We start from the raw sequence: 21,453 nt of genomic DNA, 5'->3' as shown, positions 1-21,453 counted from the left end.
CTGTGAATACCTTGGCCAACGGCGCCCATACCGCTGCTGCTGCTGCAACCTCGGCACGCCTGTCGCTGACGTCGCTGCAGTACCTGCGTGGGGTTGCGGCCTTGCTGGTGGTCTACTTTCACAGCGTGCTGCAACTGCGTAACTTTGGTTATGCCGACACGCTGCCGCTGTTCGGTGAATCCGGGGTGGACTTGTTCTTCGTGCTGAGCGGATTCCTGATGTGGATGACCACCTCCCGATCCGCCACAACGCCGTGGTCCTTCCTGCGCAAGCGCCTGATCCGCATTCTGCCGCTGTACTGGACCCTGACCCTGGCCGCAACCGCCGTGGCATTGCTGGCGCCTCAGTTGCTCAAGAGCACCAAGTTCGAGGGTTCGCACTTCATCGCATCGATGCTCTTTGTCCCGCATTTGAATCCGGGCATCGCCCCGGGCGTGGTCGAGGGCATGCGCTACAGCCCGGTTCTGGTTCCGGGGTGGACGCTGAACTACGAAATGTTTTTCTATCTGGTGTTCGCCCTGTGCCTGCTCGCGCGCCCGGCGATTCGCCTGCTGCTGGTACCCATAGCGTTTGCCTTGCTGGCGCTGGCTGGGGCGACCGGGCAGTTGGGCAGCGGCCCGATCAGCTTCTACGGTAACTCGATCATCCTGGAATTCGTGTTCGGTATGGGCGTTGCCGTGCTGATGCAGCGCGGCAACGTCATCGGCGCCAAGCTGGCGTGGCTGGCTGGTCTGATCGCAGCAGGGTTGCTGCTGATGGCCGACCTCAACCATGCTTCGATGCGTGCGCTTACCTTCGGCGTGCCGGCGGCGGTGGTGGTGTACGCACTGTGCTGCGCCGAGATCGGCTCGCGGTTTCGTGAGTTGCCGCTGCTGAAATTACTGGGTGATGCGTCCTACAGTATTTACCTGACGCATATCTTTACCTTGGCCGCCTGCCGCGTGGTGTTCATGCGGCTATTCCCGGGTGGCGCGCCAAATGAACTGCTGTTCGTGGCCGTGGCCCTGGCGGCGTCGTCCATCGTCGGTGTGCTGACGTACCGATTGTATGAAAAGCCGGCCATGCACCTGCTGGAGCGCTTCAAGTGAAACGCCTGATCGGCACTCTGTTCCTGCTGGGACTGCGGGCGGGCGGGTTGCTGTCCAAATTTCTGCTGACGCTGTTCATCGCACGAGAGATGACCCTTTCGGAACTGGGCCTGTACGGTTTGATCGCCGTTGGCGCCACCCTGGTGCCGGCACTGTTCGGCCTGGGCCTCAATGGGCCGGTCGGGCGCAAGCTGGTGGACCTGCCGCGCGACGATGCGCTGCGTCTGGCGGCAACCCGTAGCAGCGTGACGGTGTTGTTGCACCTGCTGATCACACCGTTGCTGGTGCTGCTGTTGGCGTTCTGGTTGCCGGCCGGGCAGCTGCCCTTGCTGTTGCTGGTCGCGGTGACGCTGTTCCTCGAGCATATCGCCTCGGACCTCAACGCCATCCTGCTGTCACGCTTCAAGGCCAATACCGCAGCGATCTTCCTGTTCATCCGTTCGGGCGCCTGGCCGCTGGTGTTCATCGCTGCCGCCTGGTTCGTTCCGTCGCTGCGCAGTATCCCGGTGCTCATGGGTTTCTGGCTGGCCAGTCTGCTGCTGATCGGCGCGTTGGTCATGCTCATGGTGCTGTTCAAGCGCTACGGGCCAAGCTTGCGTCCGGACTTCAGCCAGGTGCGCGAGCTGATCAAGAGCAGTCGGCACTTCTACGTCGCCGATATCGGCAACAACGGCGCGCTCTACCTGGATCGTTTCCTGGTGACGACCTTCCTTGGCCTGGAAGCCACCGGCGTCTATACGTTCTTCTGGGCGCTGACCAATGCCGTCAACAACGTGATTCTGTTCGGCGTCACCAGTCCCAAGGCGCCTTCGATCATTGCCGCGGTCAATCTGGGCGACAAGGGCGCGATCCTGCGGGCTTGCAAGGCCATGCTCAAGGAGATCTGGCTGTGGTGTCTGGGTCTGTCGGTGGCCTTGATCGTCGTCATGCCCTGGCTGCTCGAGGCCTTGGGTAACGACAAGTTCGACCAGCACAAGGGTGTGTTCATCATCATGCTGCTGGCGACGCTGTTGCGGACCGTGTCCGAGGGCACGGGGAACATCATTTATGCGCACCATCAGGACCGCAAGATTGCGCTGATCTCGCTCGCGGCGATGGTGCTCTCGGCTGTTTCCATACTGGCGCTGGCGCCATTCTTCGAACTCAATGGTGTGGCGCTGGCCATGCTGCTGGCTGCAGGTTTCGTCTACCTGTGGCGTCAACGTATTACCAAGGGGCTGTTGGCATGAACTATCGGAATTCGCTGGCAGCCGCTTTGCTCGGCTCGGCGTCGATGAACGGATACGCACTGGAACCGGTGGACATTGACCTGGCTGGGTTCAATTTCACCCCGACGCTGAAAATGACCGAAATGTACGACGACAACTTCCGCGCCCTGGAAAACAGCGAGAAGCAGTCGTCGTGGATTACCTCCATCAAGCCCAAATTCCTGCTCGAGGCCGATACCCGCAAGAGTGGCTATCAGCTGGAGTATTCCTTCGACAACCAGACGTACCACGAGGCTTCGGCGGCCAACCATACCGACCACGCTCTGGCCTTTCGCAGCGTGCTGGAATTCGACTCGCGCAACCGCCTGCACTACGACCTGGGCTACCAGCGTCTGGAGCAGACCACCGACACCACCGATCGCAGCGAAAACGACAAGCTGACGGTGAAGAATGCCGGTATCGGCTACACCTTCGGCAGCTTCCAGGCGCGTAACCAGATCGATGCGGACCTCAAGTACGAGGAGCGGCGCTACCTCAACGCCGATGGCATCAACGATGACATGGAGCGCAACACCACGGCGCTGACCTCGACCTGGTATCACCGCCTGACCGGCAAGACCCGTGCGTTGGCGGAACTGCGCTACACCGATTTCGACTACCTGCAGAGCGGCAACCCGCGTAACAGCGTCGGCACCGCGGCGTTGGTGGGCTTGGCGTGGGAAGCGACCGCCCTCACCACCGGTACGGTGCGCCTGGGCCAGGAGCGCAAGAACTACGATGACAACGACCGCGATGACAGCAGTCCCACCTGGGAAGTCGGCATCGATTGGAAGCCGCTGAGCTATTCCACCGTCTCGCTGAGCACCCGCAAGGCCTATGACGAAGGCGATGACGACGCGATCGCGATCCACCAGCAGCGTACCCGCCTGGGCTGGAAGCATGAGTGGACCCCGCGCATCACCACCGACCTCAATGCCACCCATGCCGACCGTGACTATCAGGGCATCGATCGCGAAGACCGTCGCAACATCTACGGCGTGGGCACCACCTATGCCATGCGCCGCTGGCTCGACATCACTGCCAGCTACGCCCATACCCAAAACGATTCCAGCCTCAGTAGCGAAACCTACACCCGTAATCTTTACCTGTTGAGTTTTGAATTCAGCCTCTGACCGTCGTACAGGAACACTTGCCATGAACGCTCGCACATTATTCACGATCCTGATGCTCTGCCTTCCGGGCCTCGGCTGGGCAGCCGAACAACCTTACAGCCTGGGTTCGGGCGACGTACTGAAGATCAGTGTGTTCGGTGAGCCCGAGCTCAGCTTCGATGAAGTGCGGCTGAACGATTCGAGTACGTTTTCTTACCCCTTCATCGGCGAAGTGAACGCGCGTGGCAAGACACCAGGGCAGGTCGAGCGCCTGTTGGCGGACGGTTTGAGCCAGGGCTACCTGGTGTCGCCGAAAGTGTCGGTGAGTGTGGTGACCTACCGCTCCTTTTTCATCAGCGGTGAAGTCAAAAGCCCCGGCGGCTATCCCTTCGAGCCGGGCCTGACACTGGACCGTGCCATTGCCCTGGCCGGCGGCTTGACGGAGCGCGGTTCGAAGAACCGGATCAGCATCATTCGGGGCGGCGACGACCAGCGGGCCATCGAGAAAGCCACCCTGGGCACGCCGATCAAGCCGGGCGACGCAATCACTGTAGATCAGGGTTTCTTCTAGAGCCTGTTGCCCGGCATCGGCCGTTCCAGGCCGATGCCGGAAGGCGGCGGGATCAGTCGCCGAACGATTTACCGATTAAACGATTCTCCCATTTGCTCACTACGTCGACATAGGCGCCATGAACGGTGCTCGGTAGTCACTGTTTATCAGTAGCTGGCGCTCAACATGAGGACTTGCAATGATTGCTCAACGTACCAACCCGGCCGTCAACCGACGGGGCCTGACCTTCTGGGCGCATTGGGCCGCTGCCATCAGCGCCGTATGCCTGCTCCTTTACTATATCGTGGTCAGTCATCTGGGCTTCTTCGCGCCCGAGTATCGTGCGTTGGCACTGATCACACTGCTGGGATCGGTACCGGTCTACAGCGCGCTGCGGGTGTATCACAAGCGCTTCGGCTATGTGTCGGGCTTGCTGCGGATACTGGCCGGCTGGGTGGTGCTGCTCGCCGGCGTGCTGGCGTTCAGCGTGCTGAGCGGCTACGCCGCGGTCGACACTGGCGTCATGCGCGACTGGGCGTTCTACGGTTTCGTGGTGCAGGCCGCCACCTTCATCCCGCTGCGTTTTCTGGCGACACGCCACGCCAGACAGCTGCGTGAGAACCGTACCTCGGTAATCATCGGCAACGGCCCGATTGCCCAGACGCTGGCCGAACGTCTGCGCCACCGTGTGCCGTTGCTGGGGCTGGTGACGCTACAGCCCGACGACACTGCTGGCGCAGCCGGTGGCTGCGAAGTGATTGGCCACCTGGCGCAGTTGCGTGACCTGGTGACCCGCGAGAATGTGCGTCGGGTGTACATTGCGCTGTCACTCGAGCACTTCACCCTGATCGAAAGCCTGTACATCGACATGCTCGACCTGAGTGTCGACGTGGTGTGGGTGCCGGACTTGAGCAGCATGACCCTGCTCAACCAATCGATCTCGCAGATCGAGCAGATGCCTGCCATCTACCTCAATGAAACCACCCGCAGCTCGCATCCCGCCGCCGTGTTCAGCAAGGAGCTGGCCGACCGTTCGCTGGCGTTCCTCGGGCTGTTGGCGCTGAGTCCGTTGTTCGCGGTGGTCGCGGTGGCAGTGAAAATGTCTTCGCCTGGCCCGGTGTTCTTCCGCCAGCCTCGTCATGGCTGGAACGGTGACATCATCAAGGTCTGGAAATTTCGCTCCATGCGGGTTCACGCCGAGGGCGAAGTGGCCCAGCAGGCAACGCGCAGCGATTCACGTGTCACCCGCGTAGGGGCGTTCATCCGCAAGACCTCGATCGACGAGATCCCGCAGTTGATCAACGTGCTGCTGGGGGAGATGGCGCTGGTAGGGCCGCGTCCCCACGCGGTGTCGCACAATCAGTATTACAGCGACAAGATTCTTGCCTACATGGCCCGCCACCGCATCAAGCCGGGCATTACCGGCCTGGCGCAGATCAGTGGCTTGCGTGGAGAGACCGAGACCATCGAGAAAATGCAGCTTCGGGTCGCCAAAGACCTGGACTACATCAACCACTGGTCGTTGTGGCTCGATCTGAAGATCCTGATCAAGACCCCGTTCACCTTGTTCTCGCGCGACATCTATTGATGAACGGGGCGCGGCTGTCAGTAGGTGAGCTTGCAGCCACCGGAGTTGACGAAAGGCGCAATGGTTTTCCATTGCGGCTTGTCGACGCCGTTGCTCGGCTCGACCGACAGCGGATAGTCGCCCCACACCGAACCCGCCGCCCAGTACGCCAGCGGTATGCAGTTGGCCTTCAGGTACTTGAACAGTGCCGTGGCCGCGGTATCCCAGCGAGGATCGTTGCCGGGAAAGCCAAACTCGCCGATGTGGCCTTGTTTGCCGTGACGCTTGAGCCATTCGACGAAGGGCTTGGCGCGGTTGACGCCCACCTTGGTATCGAAATTGGCGCCCGGGCCGCTCTGGTAGGTACCGCTGGTATTGGCATCCAGATACAGATGCGCGGAGTAGATCAGGTTGTTGGCCGGATCCTTGAGCCGGGCCAGGTCGTCGTTGAGCTCGGGCCAGACCATGGCGCTGGACCAGCCGCGTCCTTCTATGTAGATCGGCCGACGCTTGTCCATGCTGCGCACACCGTTGATGCCGGCCTGTGCGGCCTTGGCCCAGCCAGCGTCGGCCGCGTCATGGGGTTCGTTCATCAGGTCGTAGCCGTGCAGGCCCTTGCTGGTGTTCCAGCGTCCGGCAATGCGGCTGAACAGGTCCTGGTAGGCGGTCAGTGGCACTTGCGCGGAGCCCAGCACCTGGCCCCGGTACAGGCCGTAGTTGTGCACGTCCAGGATGACCGTCATGCCCTTGGTCGCCGCCTGTTTGAGCAGGGTGTCGATGAGCGTGGCGTAGGTGGGATCGAAGGCGCCATTGAGCTTGGGTTGCAGGCGTTCCCACAGCACCGGAAAGCGGATCACCTTGATATGGCGAACCCGCCATTGCTCGAGCTCCGCCACGCTGGGGAAGAAGTAGTTCCAGTAAAGCTGCCCGGGAAGCACCTCGGGTCCAAAAGCAGCACCGGCAATGTTCATTTGTATCAACGGCAGCGCAGCGCACTCCGCCTTGGCGGCGAACACTGTTGCGGCACCCAATAAACCTGTTGCCAGGACTAACGCACTCCAGCGTTTCTTCACGGATGTTCCCCCCGGATGTAGCCCTTCATAGGCTCGCTTTGTTGATTGGAACCGACCATGACTGAACAGATGAGTAGTGACGCAATACTGAACCAGCTAACCCTGCTGGACACCGATGGATATGAACACATGTTGCATCGGTTAAGCCAGACGGATGATGGCGTTGTGGTGGGTTTTTTGAACCAGCACGGATACAACCTGATCGAGCGGCATCCGCACTTGCAGGCGTCGTTCCTGAACATGGATTACCTGCTGCGCGACGGCATCGGTATCAAGCTGGCGTGCAAGATCAACGGTATCGATCCGGGGCTGAATCTAAACGGCACCGACTTCATTCCCAAGTTGCTCGCGCGGCTGCGTTCCAGCTCGTCGCAGCCGCTGGAATACTTCGCCATGGGTACCCAGGAGCCCTGGTTGAGCAAAGGTGCCACGGCGCTGTTCGACTCGCCGAATGTGCACACCATCGATGGCTTTCAGGACGACAAGGCCTATGTCGATTTCTTCAGTAGCCATCACACTCCGGGCCGCCTGGCAGTGGTGGTGCTGGCGATGGGAATGCCCAAGCAGGAGCACGTGGCGCAAATGCTCAAAGAACGTCTGAGCTCGGCTGCGGTCATTGTCTGTGGTGGGGCGATCATCGACTTCGCCGCGCAACGCGTTGACCGTGCTCCGTTGTGGATGCGCAAGACTGGCATGGAATGGCTGTACCGTCTGTGCAAGGAACCTCGTCGCTTGTTCCGCCGCTATATCATCGGCATTCCCGTGTTCCTGATGTACGTTTTGCGCAACCGCAAGTGAGGCCTCTACGCAGTACTGGCGCCCCCGCTCGGGCGCCTTTCACGCCGACATTGGAGTCGACGGTATGAGTGTGTTTTTTGTGACGGGGCACGATGCAACTGCGCCTCGCAAGGTGGACTTTCATTTCTGGGCGCAAAGCCTGGAGAAGGCCGGGATCGCAGTCGATTTCATGACCGTTGGCCTGAGCAACGCCACCGGATTCAAGCGCAACGCACGGCGTTTCTCCAAGCCCTTCAATACCTGGGTGTCGTTGAGCAGGTTGCGCACCAAATTCGTCTGGAAGCCGTTGTTTCACCCGTTCAGCCTCAACAACCCCAAACTCGATCGTCTGACTCGGCCCCTGTTCAAGTTGTACCCGACGCTGCTCCCCCGTTCGGTGAAAGCGCGTATCGCCCGTGCCCAGGTGATTGTGATCGAAAGTGGTGTAGGCCTGATGCTGGTTCGCTCGATTGCGGCATTGGCGCCCCATGCCAAGCTGATTTATACGGTCAGCGATCGTATCGAGACACTGACGTTTCACCCGCTGATATTGGAGGCCGAACGCGACGCCATTGCGCATTTCGACCTGATACGCGTGCCTGCAGCGGTCATGAAAGAGTCGTTTCCAGCGTCGGCGCCGGTGTCCTACATTCCGCCTGGTCTGGACACCGGTACATTCGATCGAACGCTGCCCAATCCCTACACCTCGGGTAACAACGCCATCAGCATTGGCGACATGCTGTTCAATGCTCGCGTGCTGGAAACCTTGGCGCGTAACTTTCCGGACTGGACCTTTCACCTGTTCGGCAAGAAAGCGCGCTTGGCTGAACCGTTGGCCAATGTCATCGAGCATGGCGAAAAGCCGTTCGATGAGCTGATCGGCTATCTCAAACATGCGGACATCGGTATCGCGCCCTATCACGACGCGCCGAATGTTGGATACATCAGTCAATCGAGCTTGAAGATGGTGCAGTACACGTACTGCCAGTTGCCGATCGTTGCGCCGGCATTCGCTGCACCTGGGCGTAGCCATGTGCTGCCGTTCGCCGCCACGGCGGATGCCGCCTCAGTGATCGCTGCATTCAATGCCGCCATCGCCTACGACCGCTCGCAGATCGACCGTACGCAAGTCATGAACTGGGATGCGGTGACCGAGCTGATGTTCGAGCAGGGCAAACCCGCCCACGCAGCCTGAGCGCCGATGGCCGTGGACCGTGATCGGTCCTCGGCCCCTGCCTAGATCAATCCGGTTTCGTCGTCGTTGATCAACTGGTTCAAACCGCCCAGTGCCACCCGCGCGCTGGATCGGTCCTTCAATTTGGCCTGCGCCGCAGGCGGTAGATCGGTGACGCGTATCACGCCTTTGCTGGTCAGCACCTGAATCAAGTCGTCCAGAACCCGAATCATGTCCAGGTCGCTCTGCTTGAGCTGCTTGAGACTGGTCTCGACCACATCGTGGGCATACCAGGCCTGAATCTCGTGGTGGTCGGCCGGGAGGGTTTCGGTGGCTTCGGCGTAGGGCGCCCCTTCCACGCGAACCAGGTCGCCGTGTTCGTCGCGTTGCACGTAAAACATGAATGCTCTCCCTGATACGAAAAATCTCTGCGAGGGCCATTTATCACGGCTCTGGCAGAGATTACACAATTATCCGAACCGCTGACGTGTTCTTTGCGCCAGCCCTGGGGCTGGCGCAAAGCGCTGTCATCAGTTGCTGTCGTGGTGCTTGACCAACAGGTCGCCGCCCGAGATCAGCGACTTGATGGCGTCGGAACCGGTACCCCAGTTGGCATGATCCACCTTGATGGTGACATCCGGGGTGGCCGCAGCGCCGGCCGAGTTCAGGCCACCTGTGGTGCTGACCTGAAGGGTCGAGTTGCCCGACGAATCGGTGCTCAGCTTCAGGTAGTTGGCCAGGTTGCTTTCGGCATCGGTCGGCAGCAGGTCGGAGAGGTCCAGCTTGTCGCCCTGACTGTGGCTGAAGTCGGTGATCTTGTCGGTACCGACGTCGCCTTTGAGCCAAACGAAAGTGTCCGCACCGGCACCACCGGTCAGGGTGTCGTTGCCACGACCACCGACCAGGATGTCATTGCCATTGCCACCGTCGAGGATGTCGTTGCCACCCTGACCGAACAGGATGTCATTGCCGTCACCACCCAGCAGACGGTCGTTGCCGCCCAAGGTGGCGTTGGAGTTGAACTCCGATACGTGCTCGGTGATGTATTGGTGGATGGTGCGGTCATCGACCGCCGCGGTCTTGTCGGCGCTGTGCTGCTGTACGTAGCTGCGCAGAGCTTCCACACCGTTGCCGGCAATGTTGTCGAAGCGCACCACGTCACCGAACAGGATGTCGTTGCCGCTGCCACCGTTGAGGGTGTCGGCGCTGGTGTCGCTCGCGTTCTTGCTGCCGGTGACGTCGCTGGCCAGACCGTTGAGCTCATTGACGGTATGGGTGTTCAGGTCGGTGTCGTAACCACCCAGCAGATTGGCAGTCTTCTGACTGACGCCGATGGCCTCCACGGTCGAGCCTGTAGCGGTCAGCAGCTTGTAGCCTTCCGAAGCGTTGACGCTTTCAGCGATACCTGAGTACTGGCCGTTACCTGCCAGGAAGCTGTACTCGGTACCGCCCTTGCCGTTGGCATGCTGTTCGAGCTTGCCGATGGCCTCGGCTTGCCAGGTGGTACCGATGCTGAAGAAGCCCAGCGTGACTTTCTGGGTCCAGCTGTACACGGTACCGTCGGCAGCGATGATGGTCTCTTTCGAGCCGTTGCCGTTGATGTCGGCCTTGACCGCCACGCCTGGGTTATCGGTGTACTGCTTGATGTAGCTGGCCAGGGTGACGTCGCCTTTGAACAGGCTGAGGTAGTCGACCACGGTCGCGCTGTTGGAGTTGTCCTGATACACCGTTGGCTGGCCATCGGTAATGAAGTAGGTCAGCTTCTCGGCGCCGGCATTCTTGGTGGCGAAATCGCTCTGGAACCAGTTGGCGGTGGTTTTGAAGGCGTCTTCGTAGTTGGTCGCGCCGCCTTGTACCAGCTTGTCCAGGCCTGCTTTCAACGTGGCCAGTTTGGCGGCGTCGGACAGGTTGGAGTTGAGGTTGATCTGCAGCACCTGGCGAGCGCTGGTGTCGAAGTCGATCAGGGCGACGTTGACGGTGCCCGAGGTATTGGACTTGACGCTGGCGATCAGCTGTTCGAACGCCTTGACCAGTTGGGCCTTGGTCGCGTCGAGCTGGTTCATGCTGCCCGAACTGTCCACCACGAAGGCAATGTTGTAGTTCTTGCCGTCGGCGATGGTCAGGTTCTGCTTGTCGGCAACGATGATTTCGCTCTTGCTGGTGCCGGTGAAGTTGCCATCGGTACCGTCAACAGCCTTGTAGCTGTCTTTGGCGACGTTGATGCTCACCGTGGTGGTGGTCAGCGCAGTGGTGCTGGCCGAGTTGGCGCTGCCCAGGATTTCGGTGGACTTGGCGGTCACGGCCAGGTTGACCGTACCGGTGCTGTAAGGCGCCGGGGTAAAGGTCAGCTTGCTGATGTTCCAGCCTGTCACGTCGGTGGAGGTTACCGAAGCGGTAGCCGTGAAGGTGTGCACGCCATCGCTGATGGTTGCGCCCTTTGGAATACCGGCGATGTTGGTGATGGCCACGGTTTCCGAATCGCTGTCGGCGGTGGTGGCTACCAGGTTGAGCAGCTCGGTGGCGTTCTCGGTCATGCTCGAGATACCCGCCTTGACGGAGGCGGCGCCGGCCACTGGGGTGATGTCTACCACCACGGTGGCAGTGGCGCTGTAGCTGGTGCCGTCGTACGCCTGGAAGGCGATCTTGGCGTAGTCGGTCTTGTTGTTGCCCACGCCCGCGGCGCCTTTGTCACTGCTCGACTCATTTGCCGCAGCGGTGAACGTCAGCTTGCCTGCAGCGATGTCGCTCTGCTTGATCAGCGTGCCGGCAGTCACCACCGCACCGTTGAGCTTGAGCGAGCCGCCGCCCTGGATGGAGGTGATCTTCACGGACATGGCGTCGCCGTCGACATCGGTGATGCCGAAGGTGGCCCAGTTCAGGACGGTGGTGCTGCCTTCATTGCCTACGACGTTGCTGCCGGTGGCGGTCGGTGCGTCGTCGACCGGCAGGACCACGATGTCCAGGGCCTTGGAGACCGACGCCGGGGCCGCGTCCGGGCCGTCCTGGGAGGTGGCCACGACGGTTGCGTTGACGGTACCGAAGAAGTTCGGTTTGGCTTGGTAGGTGATGGTGCTCATGTTCCAGCCCGTCACGTTGACGGTGCCGTCGGCGCCGACGGTGACGGAGTGAGTGCCGTCGCTCAGCTTGCCTTCGGCCTGCAGGCCTTTGATCTCGACCTTGAGGGTTTCGGAGCCATCGCTGTCGGTGCTCGCCGCCTTGATGGTGGACAGCAGGATCTTGCTGTCTTCAGAACCGGTGTTGAGTACCTGGTTGACGCTGATATTGTCCAGCAGGCCGCCCACGGTGTTGCTGTTCTGCGCTTCGAATTCCAGACGGCCGTTGCCATCCTTGTCGACCGGGATCTGCACGGTGTAGGTCTTCATGCCCACGGTGGTGGCGTCGAGGGTATAGATCGTGGCGCCGTTCCACTTGACGTAGATGACCGACGATTTCTCGGCACCGGCACGTGGCGAGTAGTCGAAGCTCACGCTGTAGGTGCTGCCCCCTTTGGCGGCGATGTTGGTGTAGAGGTTCTTGTCGCCGTTACGCGCTTCCAACTCGATGACGTTGGAGTTGCCCGCGCCGCGCACGCCATATACGTCACCGGCCTTGCCGATTTCGATCTCGCCGCTCTTGTTGTCGGTGAACCAGGTGCTGCTGATGGCGCTGGTCTTGAAGTAACCGATGGAGTTGGTCTGTGCATTGTCGAAGTTGATCGACGTCTGCAGGCCACCGCCACCCAGTTCCAGGGTCGGCGTGTTGCTGACCGCGTTGACCTTGATGTCCAGGAAGCTGAACGAGCCGGTGTTGGTGGTGTAGGCGATGGTTGGAACGGTGCCGCTCCAGTCCTTGGTTGGGGTGAAGCTGTACTCGCCGTTGGCGGCCAGGGTCAGCTTGCCGACCACTACGCTGGAGTTCAGGGCCGTGACGTTGGCCGTGCTGCCCGCGTTGTAGTCCACGCCATTGACGGTGAACTTCACTACCGACAGTACGTTGTCGATATCGCTGTCGTTGGCCAGCACGTTACCGCTGGTAGCGTTGCTTTCGTTGGTGGCGGCGGTGTCGGCGCGCATCACGCTGTCGTCGTCGACGGCGTTGACGGTGATGTCCAGGAAGCTGAACGAGCCGTTGGTGTTCTTGTAGGCGACGGTCGGAACGTTACCGTTCCAGTCCTTGGCCGGTACGAAGGTGTAGACGCCGGTCGATTCGATGGTCAGCGTACCGGCGGTCACGGTGACGCCGCCCACGACGGTGGTGACGATCGCGGTGGTGCCAGCGGCGTAGCCTACGTTGTTGACGTAGAAGGTCTCTACGGTCAGCACGTTGTCGACATCGCTGTCGTTGGCGGTGACGTTGCCGGTCAGCGGGGTGTCTTCGTTGGTCACGCCGGTGTCGGGCAGGTTGATGCTGTAGTCGTCGACCGGGGTCACGACGATGGTCAGGTTCTGCACTTCACCGGTGTTGGTGGTGTAGCTCACCACCGGTACATTGCCGTTCCAGTCCTTGGCGGGCGTAAAGACGTATTCGCCTGTGGACAGCATCTGCAGGGTGCCAGCGACCACCGGGCCGTTGACGCTAGGCGCCATCACCACGGCGGTACTGCCAGCAGCGTAGTCAGTGCCGTTGACATTGAAGCTGGCCACACCGACCACGTCATCGACGTCGACATCGTTGCGCACGACGTTATCGCTCAGCGGGACTTCTTCAGGCGTGATGCCGTAGTCCGGTTGAGTGATGGTCGCATCGTCCACCGGGGTCACCACGATATTGAGGTTGGTGAACGAACCGGTATTGGTGGTGTAGCCGATTGCCGGGACGTTGCCGTTCCAGTCCTTGGCCGGCAGGAAAATGTACTGGCCGGTGCTGGCGATGCTCAGGGTACCTGCCACCACGGGGCCGTATACGCTCGGGGCCATGATGGTCGCAGTGGTGCCGGCCGCGTATTGCTGGCCGTTGACTTCGAAGCTGGTGACGGCGATGACGGTATCGACGGCCACATCATTTCTCACCACGTTGCCGGTCAACGGCGTGTCTTCTGCGGTGGTGGCATTGTCGGGGTACAGGACGCTGTTGTTCGGAGCGATGGTGATGTCCAAGGTGGTGGTTCCGCCAGTGTTGGTTGTATAGGTGACTTGCGGAACGATGCCGTTCCAGTCGGTGGCCGGGGTGAAGGTGTACTCGCCGGTCGAGGCCATGGCCAGGGTGCCGACGAGGGTCGTGACGCCTGCTGTCTCGGTAGCCACCGGGACAGTTGTTCCTGCAGCGTATTGGGTGCCGTTGACGGTGAAACTGGCAACGCTGAGGACGCTATCGACGTCCACATCGTTGGCCAGCACATTGCCGCTCAGCGGGAGATTTTCGAACGTGGTTCCGGTGTCGGCCTGCAGCACGCTTGGGACGTCGGCAGCGGTAACGGACAGGTTCAGGAAGCTGAACGAGCCGTTGTCGTTGGTGTAGGCGACTGTGGGGACTGCGCCGACGTAGCCTTGCTCAGGGACGAACAGGTATTCGCCGGTAGTGGCGATGCTCAGCGTTCCGACATTGACGGTCGCGCCGTTTACCACGGTGGTGATGGTTGCAGTCGTGCCGACGGCGTATTGCGTGTCGTTGACCGTGAAGCTGGCAACGGAGAGCAAGTTATCCACATCGCTGTCGTTGGCCAGGACGTTGCCGGTGACAGGGGTGTTTTCGTTGGTCGACTTGGCGTCCGGCAGGTTGACGCTGAAGTCATCCACAGGGGTGACTTCGATCTTCAGGAATTCGAACACACCCGTATTGGTGGTGTAGGTGACCTGGGGGACTGCGCCGTTCCAGTCCTGAGCAGGGAGGAACAGGTATTCGCCGGTTTCGGCCAGGGTGAAGGTGCCGACGTTGACGGTACCGTTGACGGTTTCAGCGGTAATCACGGCAGTGGTGCCAGCAGCGTACTGCGCGCCGTTGACGGTGTAGCTGGCGACCGAGATCAGGCTGTCGACATCGGTGTCGTTGGCCAGGACGTTGCCGGTGACCGGGGTGTCTTCGTTGGTGGTCGCAGTGTCATCCTGCGGAATGGTCTGGTCATCCACAGCGGTAACAGTCAGCGACAAGGTGCTGCTGGTGCCAGTGTTGGTCGTGTAGGTGACCGCTGGGACCGAGCCATTCCAGTTAAGCGCTGGGGTGAACAGGTATTCACCGGTCGAGGCGACCAGCAGGGTGCCGACGTTGACGGTGGTGTTGCCTACTGTCGTGGTGATATTGGCACTGGTGCCCGCCGCATAGTCAGTGCCGTTGACGGTAAAGGTTTCTACGGTCAATACGGTGCTGACATCGCTATCGTTAGCCAGCACGTTGCCGGTCACGGCGTTGTCTTCAGCCGTGGTGTTGGTATCAGCGTTGGTGCTGGTAACGGTCAGATTCAAGAAGCTGAACGAGCCGTTGTCGTTGGTGTAGGCCACGGTCGGTACGGCGCCGACGTAGCCTTGTTCAGGGACGAACAGGTATTCGCCGGTAGTGGCGATGCTCAGCGTGCCGACATTGACGGTCGCGCCGTTTATCACGGTGGTGATGGTTGCAGTGGTGCCGACGGCGTATTGCGTGTCGTTGACCGTGAAGCTGGCAACCGACAGCAAGTTATCCACATCGCTGTCGTTGGCCAGGACGTTGCCGGTGACAGGGGTGTTTTCGTTGGTCGACTTGGCGTCCGGCAGGTTGACGCTGAAGTCATCCACGGGGGTGACTTCGATCTTCAGGAATTCGAACACACCCGTATTAGTGGTGTAGGTGACCTGAGGGACAGCGCCGTTCCAGTCCTGAGCAGGGCGGAACAGGTATTCGCCCGTTTCGGCCAGGGTGAAGGTGCCGACGTTGACGGTGCCGTTGACGGTCTCGGCAGTGATTACGGCCGTGGTGCCAGCAGCGTACTGAACACCGTTGACGGTGTAGCTGGCTACCGAGATCAGACTGTCGACATCAGTGTCGTTGGCCAAAACGTTGCCGGTTACCGGGGTGTCTTCGTTGGTAGTGGCGGTGTCGCCCAACGGTACCGTTTTATCGTCGACAGCGGTAACGGTCAGGGACAAGGTACTGCTGGTGCCAGTGTTGGTCGTGTAGGTGACCGCTGGGACCGAGCCATTCCAGTTAAGCGCTGGGGTGAACAGGTATTCACCGGTCGAGGCGACGAGCAGGGTGCCGACGTTGACGGTGGTGTTGCCAACAGTCGTGGTGACGTTGGCGGTGCTACCAGCGGCATAGTCAGTGCCGTTGACGGTGAAGGTTTCCACGGTCAATACGGTGCTGACATCGCTATCGTTAGCCAGCACGTTGCCGGTCACGGCGTTGTCTTCAGCCGTGGTGTTGGTATCAGCGTTGGTGCTGGTAACGGTCAGATTCAAGAAGCTGAACGAGCCGTTGTCGTTGGTGTAGGCCACGGTTGGGACTGCGCCGACGTAGCCTTGAGCCGGCACGAACAAGTACTCGCCCGTGGTCGCGATACTCAATGTACCGACGTTCACCGTGGCGCCATTCACCAGTGTAGTAATGGTGGCGGTGGTACCAGCCGCGAAGGATGCGCCATCAACCGTGAAGCTGGCGACCGACAGCAAGTTATCCACATCGCTGTCGTTGGCCAGGACGTTGCCGGTGACCGGGGTGTTCTCGTTGGTCGACTTGGCGTCTGGCAGGTTGACGCTGAAATCATCCACAGGGGTGACTTCGATCTTCAGGAATTCGAACACACCGGTGTTGGTGGTGTAGGTCACCTGAGGTACAGCGCCGTTCCAGTCCTGGGCAGGACGGAACAGGTATTCACCGGTTTCGGCCAGGGTGAAGGTGCCGACGTTGACGGTGCCGTTAACGGTTTCTGTAGTGATCACGGCAGTCGTGCCAGCAGCGTACTGCACGCCGTTGACGGTGTAGCTGGCCACCGAAATCAGGCTGTCGACATCGGTGTCGTTGGCCAAAACGTTGCCGGTTACCGGGGTGTCTTCGTTGGTGGTGGCAGTGTCGCCCAACGGTACCGTTTTATCGTCGACAGCGGTAACGGTCAGCGAGAGCGTGCTGCTGGTACCGGTGTTGGTGGTGTAGGTGACTGCCGGTACCGAACCATTCCAGTTCTGCGCCGGAGTGAAGAGATACTCGCCAGTGGAAGCCATAGTCAGCGTGCCGACATTGACGTTGCCGGCAGTGATATTGGCGGTGGTGCCTGCCGCGTAGCTGGTGCCGTTGACGGTGAAGGTCTCCACGGTCAATACGGTGCTGACATCGCTGTCGTTGGCCAGCACGTTGCCGGTCACGGCGTTGTCTTCAGCCGTGGTGTTGGTATCAGCGTTGGTGCTTGTAACGGTCAGATTCAAGAAGCTGAACGAGCCGTTGTCGTTGGTGTAGGCCACGGTTGGGACTGCGCCGACGTAGCCTTGAGCCGGCACGAACAAGTACTCGCCCGTGGACGCGATACTCAATGTACCGACGTTCACCGTGGCGCCATTCACCAGTGTAGTAATAGTGGCGGTGGTGCCAGCCGCGAAGGAAGCGCCATCAACCGTGAAGCTGGCGACCGACAGCAAGTTATCCACATCGCTGTCGTTGGCGAGCACGTTGCCGGTGACCGGGGTGTTCTCGTTGGTCGACTTGGCGTCCGGCAGGTTGACGCTGAAGTCGTCCACAGGGGTGACTTCGATCTTCAGGAATTCGAACACACCCGTATTGGTGGTGTAGGTGACCTGAGGGACAGCGCCGTTCCAGTCCTGAGCAGGGAGGAACAGGTATTCGCCGGTTTCGGCCAAGGTGAAGGTGCCGACGTTGACGGTACCGTTGACGGTTTCGGCGGTGATTACGGCAGTCGTGCCAGCAGCGTACTGAACACCGTTGACGGTATAGCTGGCCACCGAGATCAGGCTGTCGACATCAGTGTCGTTGGCCAGGACGTTTCCGGTGACCGGGGTGTCTTCGTTGGTGGTCGCAGTGTCGCCCTGCGGAATGGTCTGGTCATCCACCGGCGTAACCGTCAGCGAGAGCGTGCTGCTGGTACCGGTGTTGGTGGTGTAGGTGACTGCCGGTACCGAGCCGTTCCAGTTCTGCGCTGGCGTGAAGAGGTACTCACCAGTAGAAGCCATAGTCAGTGTGCCGACATTGACGTTGCCGGCAGTGATATTGGCGGTAGTGCCTGCCGCGTAGGTGGTGCCGTTGACGGTGAAAGTTTCCACGGTCAATACGGTGCTGACATCGCTGTCATTGGCTAATACGTTGCCGGTCACGGCGTTGTCTTCGGCCGTGGTGTTGCTGTCGGCGTTGGTGCTGGTAACGGTCAGGTTCAGGAAGCTGAACGACCCATTGTCGTTGGTGTAGGCGACGGTCGGTACGGCGCCGACGTAGCCTTGAGCCGGCACGAACAGGTACTCGCCCGTGGTGGCGATGCTCAGCGTTCCGACGTTGACGGTCGCACCGTTGATGACGGTGGTGATGGTCGCGGTGGTACCGACGGCGTACTGGGTATCGTTGACCGTGAAGCTGGCAACGGACAGCAAGTTATCCACATCGCTATCGTTGGCGAGCACATTGCCGGTGACCGGGGTGTTTTCGTTGGTCGACTTGGCGTCTGGCAGGTTGACGCTGAAATCATCCACAGGGGTGACTTCGATCTTCAGGAATTCGAACACACCCGTATTGGTGGTGTAGGTCACCTGGGGAACTGCGCCGTTCCAGTCCTGAGCAGGACGGAACAGGTATTCGCCCGTTTCAGCCAGGGTGAAAGTGCCGACGTTGACGGTACCGTTAACGGTTTCGGCGGTGATTACGGCAGTCGTGCCAGCGGCGTACTGAACACCGTTGACGGTGTAGCTGGCGACCGAAATCAGGCTGTCGACATCGGTGTCGTTGGCCAAAACGTTGCCGGTCACCGGGGTGTCTTCGTTGGTGGTGGCCGTGTCGCCCTGTGGAATCGTTTGATCGTCGACAGCGGTAACGGTCAGCGAGAGCGTGCTGCTGGTACCGGTGTTGGTGGTGTAGGTGACTGCCGGTACCGAGCCATTCCAGTTCTGCGCTGGCGTGAAGAGATACTCGCCAGTGGAAGCCATAGTCAGTGTACCGACATTGACGTTGCCGGCAGTGATATTGGCGGTGGTGCCTGCGGCGTAGCTGGTGCCGTTGACGGTGAAGGTATCCACCGAAAGCACGGTGCTGACATCGCTATCGTTAGCCAAGACGTTACCAGTCACGGCGTTGTCTTCGGCCGTGGTGTTGGTATCAGCGTTGGTGCTGGTAACGGTCAGGTTCAGGAAGCTGAACGACCCATTGTCGTTGGTGTAGGCGACGGTCGGTACGGCGCCGACGTAGCCTTGAGCCGGCACGAACAGGTACTCGCCCGTGGTGGCGATGCTCAATGTGCCAACGGTAACGGTCGCGCCGTTGATGACAGTAGTGATCGTCGCAGTGCTGCCGGCCGTAAACGAAGCCCCGTTCACGGTGAAGCTCGCCACGGCCAGCAAGTTATCCACATCGCTGTCGTTGGCGAGCACATTGCCGGTGACCGGGGTGTTTTCGTTGGTCGACTTGGCGTCCGGCAGGTTGACGCTGAAATCGTCGACCGGCGTGACGGTGATATTCAGCAGCTCGAACACACCGGTGTTGGTGAAGTAGGTGACCTGAGGCACGGCCCCGTTCCAGTCCTGGGCAGGGAAGAACAGGTATTCGCCTGTTTCGGCGAGGGTGAAGGTGCCAACGGTCACGGTGCCGTTGACGGTTTCGGCGGTGATCACAGCGGTGGCGCCGGCGGCATACTGCACGCCGTTCACCGTGTAGCTGGCCACCGAGATCAGGCTGTCGACGTCGGTGTCGTTGGCCAGAACGTTGCCGCTCAGCGGGGTGTCTTCGTTGGTGGTGGCGAAGTCCGGTTGCGGGATGGTCGGGTCATCGACAGGGGTGACGTTGATGTCCAGGCTCGTCGAAGACCCCGTGTTGGTGGTGTAGGTGACCGTAGGGACGGCACCGTTCCAGTCGCGAGCGGGGATGAAGATGTACTCGCCGGTCGAGGCCATGGTCAGCGTGCCGGCAGTCACCGGCCCAGTGGCCGAGGCTGCGGTGATGGTTGCCGTGGCACCTGCGGCGTACTGAACACCGTTGACGGTGAAACTGGCTACCGATAACAGGTTGTCCACGTCGGTATCGTTGGCCAGAACATTGCCGCTCAGCGGGGTGTCTTCCAGGGTGGTGTTGGTATCGGCAATCAACAGGCTGGGGTCGTCGACCGGATTGACGGTTATGTCGAGGGTGTCGCTGGCGCCGGTGTTGGTGGTGTAGGTCGCGGTGGGCACCGTACCGTTGTAGTCGGCCACCGGGGTGAAGACGAAACTGCCGTTGCTGTTGATCACCAACGTGCCGACACCGACGATGGTCGCCGCCTGGCCTGCGGTAAATGTTCCGGTTAACCCGGCCACGGTGAAGCTGGCCACGGTCAGTGCGTCGTCGGCATCGGAGTCATTGTCCAGCACGTTGCCGGTGATGACCTGATCCTCGTCGCCCACGGCGGTATCCGGGTTGGTCAGAGTCGGCTGATCATTGATGCCGGGCGTCGGATCGGGATCTGGAGTGGGATCGGGATTCGGCGTTGGATCGGGATCCGGGATGGGGTCAGGACCAGGTGTTGGATCAGGATCTGGAATGGGGTCAGGACCGGGCGCAGGGTCAGGATCTGGAATGGGGTCGGGGTTCGGCGTAGGGTCGGGATCCGGGGTCGGATCGACGGCCGGCAGATCATCCGCGAGAACAGTGTCCAGATCACCGTCAACCCGCAGGAACGCCAGCGCAGCCTGGCCACCCAGCCCCTCGGTAGCAAACCCCACGGTAGGATCGACGGAGTCGGCAGTCTCGCTGAGCAGAACGAAACTATGGCTGCCTCCGGCCTCACCGCCCGCGCCGGCTGCGGTGTTGCCTGCTGCCGTGGCTTCGAGGTCCAGCGTGGGGTCGGCGCCGGCAGCGATGGCCTGCTGCAGCTCAGCCACCGACGGCGCCGCCTGGGCAGTGGCTTCGCTCAGGTCGATCGAGGCATCCGGTGTATTGGCGGACCATTGGCTGTCCCGGCCCAGGTCGATGATTCGGCCATCGGCCAGCTCCAGCGATACGGCAGCTTGCGGCCCGGTAATCACCTGCTCCCCGGCGAACAGCCGATCTCCCTCGATGATCAGGCGGCGGACACCCTCGGGGGATACCGCAAACACCTGACCAACAATGCTTTTGACGATTGCAATAACGCTGCTCATGGAGATCTCCGGGGTAGCCGTTTAATTGGCATTCGTTTCAAGGACGCTCGTTGAAGAGGTCTCAGGCAACAAACACGTCATTGTTTGCTATAAGTTTGGCGCCAATGTTTTGTCTAAATAGGCGAAAAATGAAGATTATGACAAAGTATTGACCTATTGGGCGCCATCCTAAACAATCCAATGCGTAATGTCACATTGATATTTACGCTGTAAGATAAATGTCTTTGTTGGCGCACGCAGACGCTGTCGAGATGACGTTTCTGGGCGCACAGGGTGACAAAAAGTGTCGCTTGAAGCGCATGAGCGCGGCTTGAATCTGCACCGGGTCAGAACGCCATATTCTGGTGCGCTGAGGAAAGCATGAAATCTGCCAATGGCTTCAGGGCGGGGGCTTCGGCGGTATCGACGGTTCGACCAGAGCGAATTTGCGTGGCGCTGCGATTGGGCTCGGACCAGGGCCGCAGGCAATGCAGCGGCAGTGACGGGTAGGTAGGCGAGTGCGTCTACTAAGTTGTCTCGAAACGCCTGTCGTTAAGGAGGCGGTTTTACGATAAGAAGCTGTTTTTTTATAATGAGATGTTATGCCAGCAGCCAACTCGTTGTTGCCATTCAGAAAATTACAAGACGACGAGTAA

At 60.4% G+C, this 21,453-nt stretch carries 10 protein-coding genes; 7 read left to right on the top strand and 3 right to left on the bottom strand.

What is annotated here, in order from left to right:
* Positions 1 to 2 precede the first annotated feature (2 nt).
* From B3397_RS02445 to B3397_RS02425, 5 genes are all read left to right on the top strand, one after another.
* Complete coding sequence (locus B3397_RS02445) at positions 3 to 1,088, top strand: acyltransferase family protein (protein WP_296246962.1); 1,086 nt, start codon at positions 3 to 5, stop codon at positions 1,086 to 1,088.
* The gene (locus B3397_RS02440) at positions 1,085 to 2,317 is read left to right on the top strand and encodes a lipopolysaccharide biosynthesis protein (RefSeq protein ID WP_296246932.1); all 1,233 of its coding nucleotides are present in this window, start codon (positions 1,085 to 1,087) and stop codon (positions 2,315 to 2,317) included. Before B3397_RS02445 ends, B3397_RS02440 begins: the two co-directional genes overlap by 4 nt.
* Positions 2,314 to 3,468 carry an outer membrane beta-barrel protein gene (locus B3397_RS02435; RefSeq protein ID WP_296246930.1) on the top strand — a complete coding sequence of 385 codons (1,155 nt, stop codon included), beginning with the start codon at positions 2,314 to 2,316 and terminating at the stop codon, positions 3,466 to 3,468. Before B3397_RS02440 ends, B3397_RS02435 begins: the two co-directional genes overlap by 4 nt.
* A gap of 22 nt (positions 3,469 to 3,490) precedes the next feature.
* On the top strand, positions 3,491 to 4,018 hold the full coding sequence (locus tag B3397_RS02430) for a polysaccharide biosynthesis/export family protein (protein WP_296246927.1): 528 nt from the start codon (positions 3,491 to 3,493) through the stop codon (positions 4,016 to 4,018).
* A gap of 178 nt (positions 4,019 to 4,196) precedes the next feature.
* Positions 4,197 to 5,585, top strand: coding sequence for an undecaprenyl-phosphate glucose phosphotransferase (locus B3397_RS02425; RefSeq protein WP_296246925.1), 1,389 nt, complete (start codon positions 4,197 to 4,199; stop codon positions 5,583 to 5,585).
* Positions 5,586 to 5,602: 17 nt separating this feature from the next.
* Here the strand turns inward: B3397_RS02425 and B3397_RS02420 are convergent, their stop codons facing one another.
* On the bottom strand, positions 5,603 to 6,637 hold the full coding sequence (locus tag B3397_RS02420) for a glycoside hydrolase family 5 protein (RefSeq protein WP_296246923.1): 1,035 nt from the start codon (positions 6,635 to 6,637) through the stop codon (positions 5,603 to 5,605).
* 57 nt (positions 6,638 to 6,694) lie between these two features.
* On the opposite strand from B3397_RS02420, the gene B3397_RS02415 reads away from it, so the two are divergent.
* A complete protein-coding gene (locus B3397_RS02415) occupies positions 6,695 to 7,435 on the top strand; it encodes a WecB/TagA/CpsF family glycosyltransferase (RefSeq protein ID WP_296246921.1) in 741 nt (246 codons plus the stop codon).
* Positions 7,436 to 7,499: 64 nt separating this feature from the next.
* Positions 7,500 to 8,609 carry a hypothetical protein gene (locus tag B3397_RS02410; protein ID WP_296246919.1) on the top strand — a complete coding sequence of 370 codons (1,110 nt, stop codon included), beginning with the start codon at positions 7,500 to 7,502 and terminating at the stop codon, positions 8,607 to 8,609.
* Positions 8,610 to 8,650: 41 nt separating this feature from the next.
* Here B3397_RS02410 and B3397_RS02405 read toward each other — a convergent pair whose 3' ends face one another.
* Together B3397_RS02405 and B3397_RS02400 are read right to left on the bottom strand one after the other, a co-directional pair.
* Positions 8,651 to 8,989 (bottom strand): tryptophan synthase subunit beta, encoded by a 339-nt coding sequence (locus B3397_RS02405; protein WP_296246917.1) that lies wholly within the window; start codon positions 8,987 to 8,989, stop codon positions 8,651 to 8,653.
* 129 nt (positions 8,990 to 9,118) lie between these two features.
* Positions 9,119 to 20,818: a retention module-containing protein gene (locus B3397_RS02400; RefSeq protein WP_296246915.1), complete on the bottom strand. Its 11,700-nt coding sequence runs from the start codon at positions 20,816 to 20,818 to the stop codon at positions 9,119 to 9,121.
* Positions 20,819 to 21,453 lie beyond the last annotated feature (635 nt).

Origin of the sequence: Pseudomonas sp. UBA4194 (genome assembly GCF_002379585.1) — a bacterium.
GTDB lineage: Bacteria > Pseudomonadota > Gammaproteobacteria > Pseudomonadales > Pseudomonadaceae > Aquipseudomonas.
Note: the sequence above shows the minus strand (reverse complement) of the source record. Positions and strands in the feature narration are given on the sequence as shown.

Excerpts from the sequence above, each read along its gene's own strand:
- B3397_RS02435 (WP_296246930.1), top strand. The coding sequence starts at position 2,314 with ATGAACTATCGGAATTCGCTGGCAGCCGCTTTGCTCGGCTCGGCGTCG.
- B3397_RS02430 (WP_296246927.1), top strand. The coding sequence starts at position 3,491 with ATGAACGCTCGCACATTATTCACGATCCTGATGCTCTGCCTTCCGGGC.
- B3397_RS02425 (WP_296246925.1), top strand. The coding sequence starts at position 4,197 with ATGATTGCTCAACGTACCAACCCGGCCGTCAACCGACGGGGCCTGACC.
- B3397_RS02415 (WP_296246921.1), top strand. The coding sequence starts at position 6,695 with ATGACTGAACAGATGAGTAGTGACGCAATACTGAACCAGCTAACCCTG.
- B3397_RS02410 (WP_296246919.1), top strand. The coding sequence starts at position 7,500 with ATGAGTGTGTTTTTTGTGACGGGGCACGATGCAACTGCGCCTCGCAAG.
- B3397_RS02405 (WP_296246917.1), bottom strand. The coding sequence starts at position 8,989 with ATGTTTTACGTGCAACGCGACGAACACGGCGACCTGGTTCGCGTGGAA.
- B3397_RS02400 (WP_296246915.1), bottom strand. The coding sequence starts at position 20,818 with ATGAGCAGCGTTATTGCAATCGTCAAAAGCATTGTTGGTCAGGTGTTT.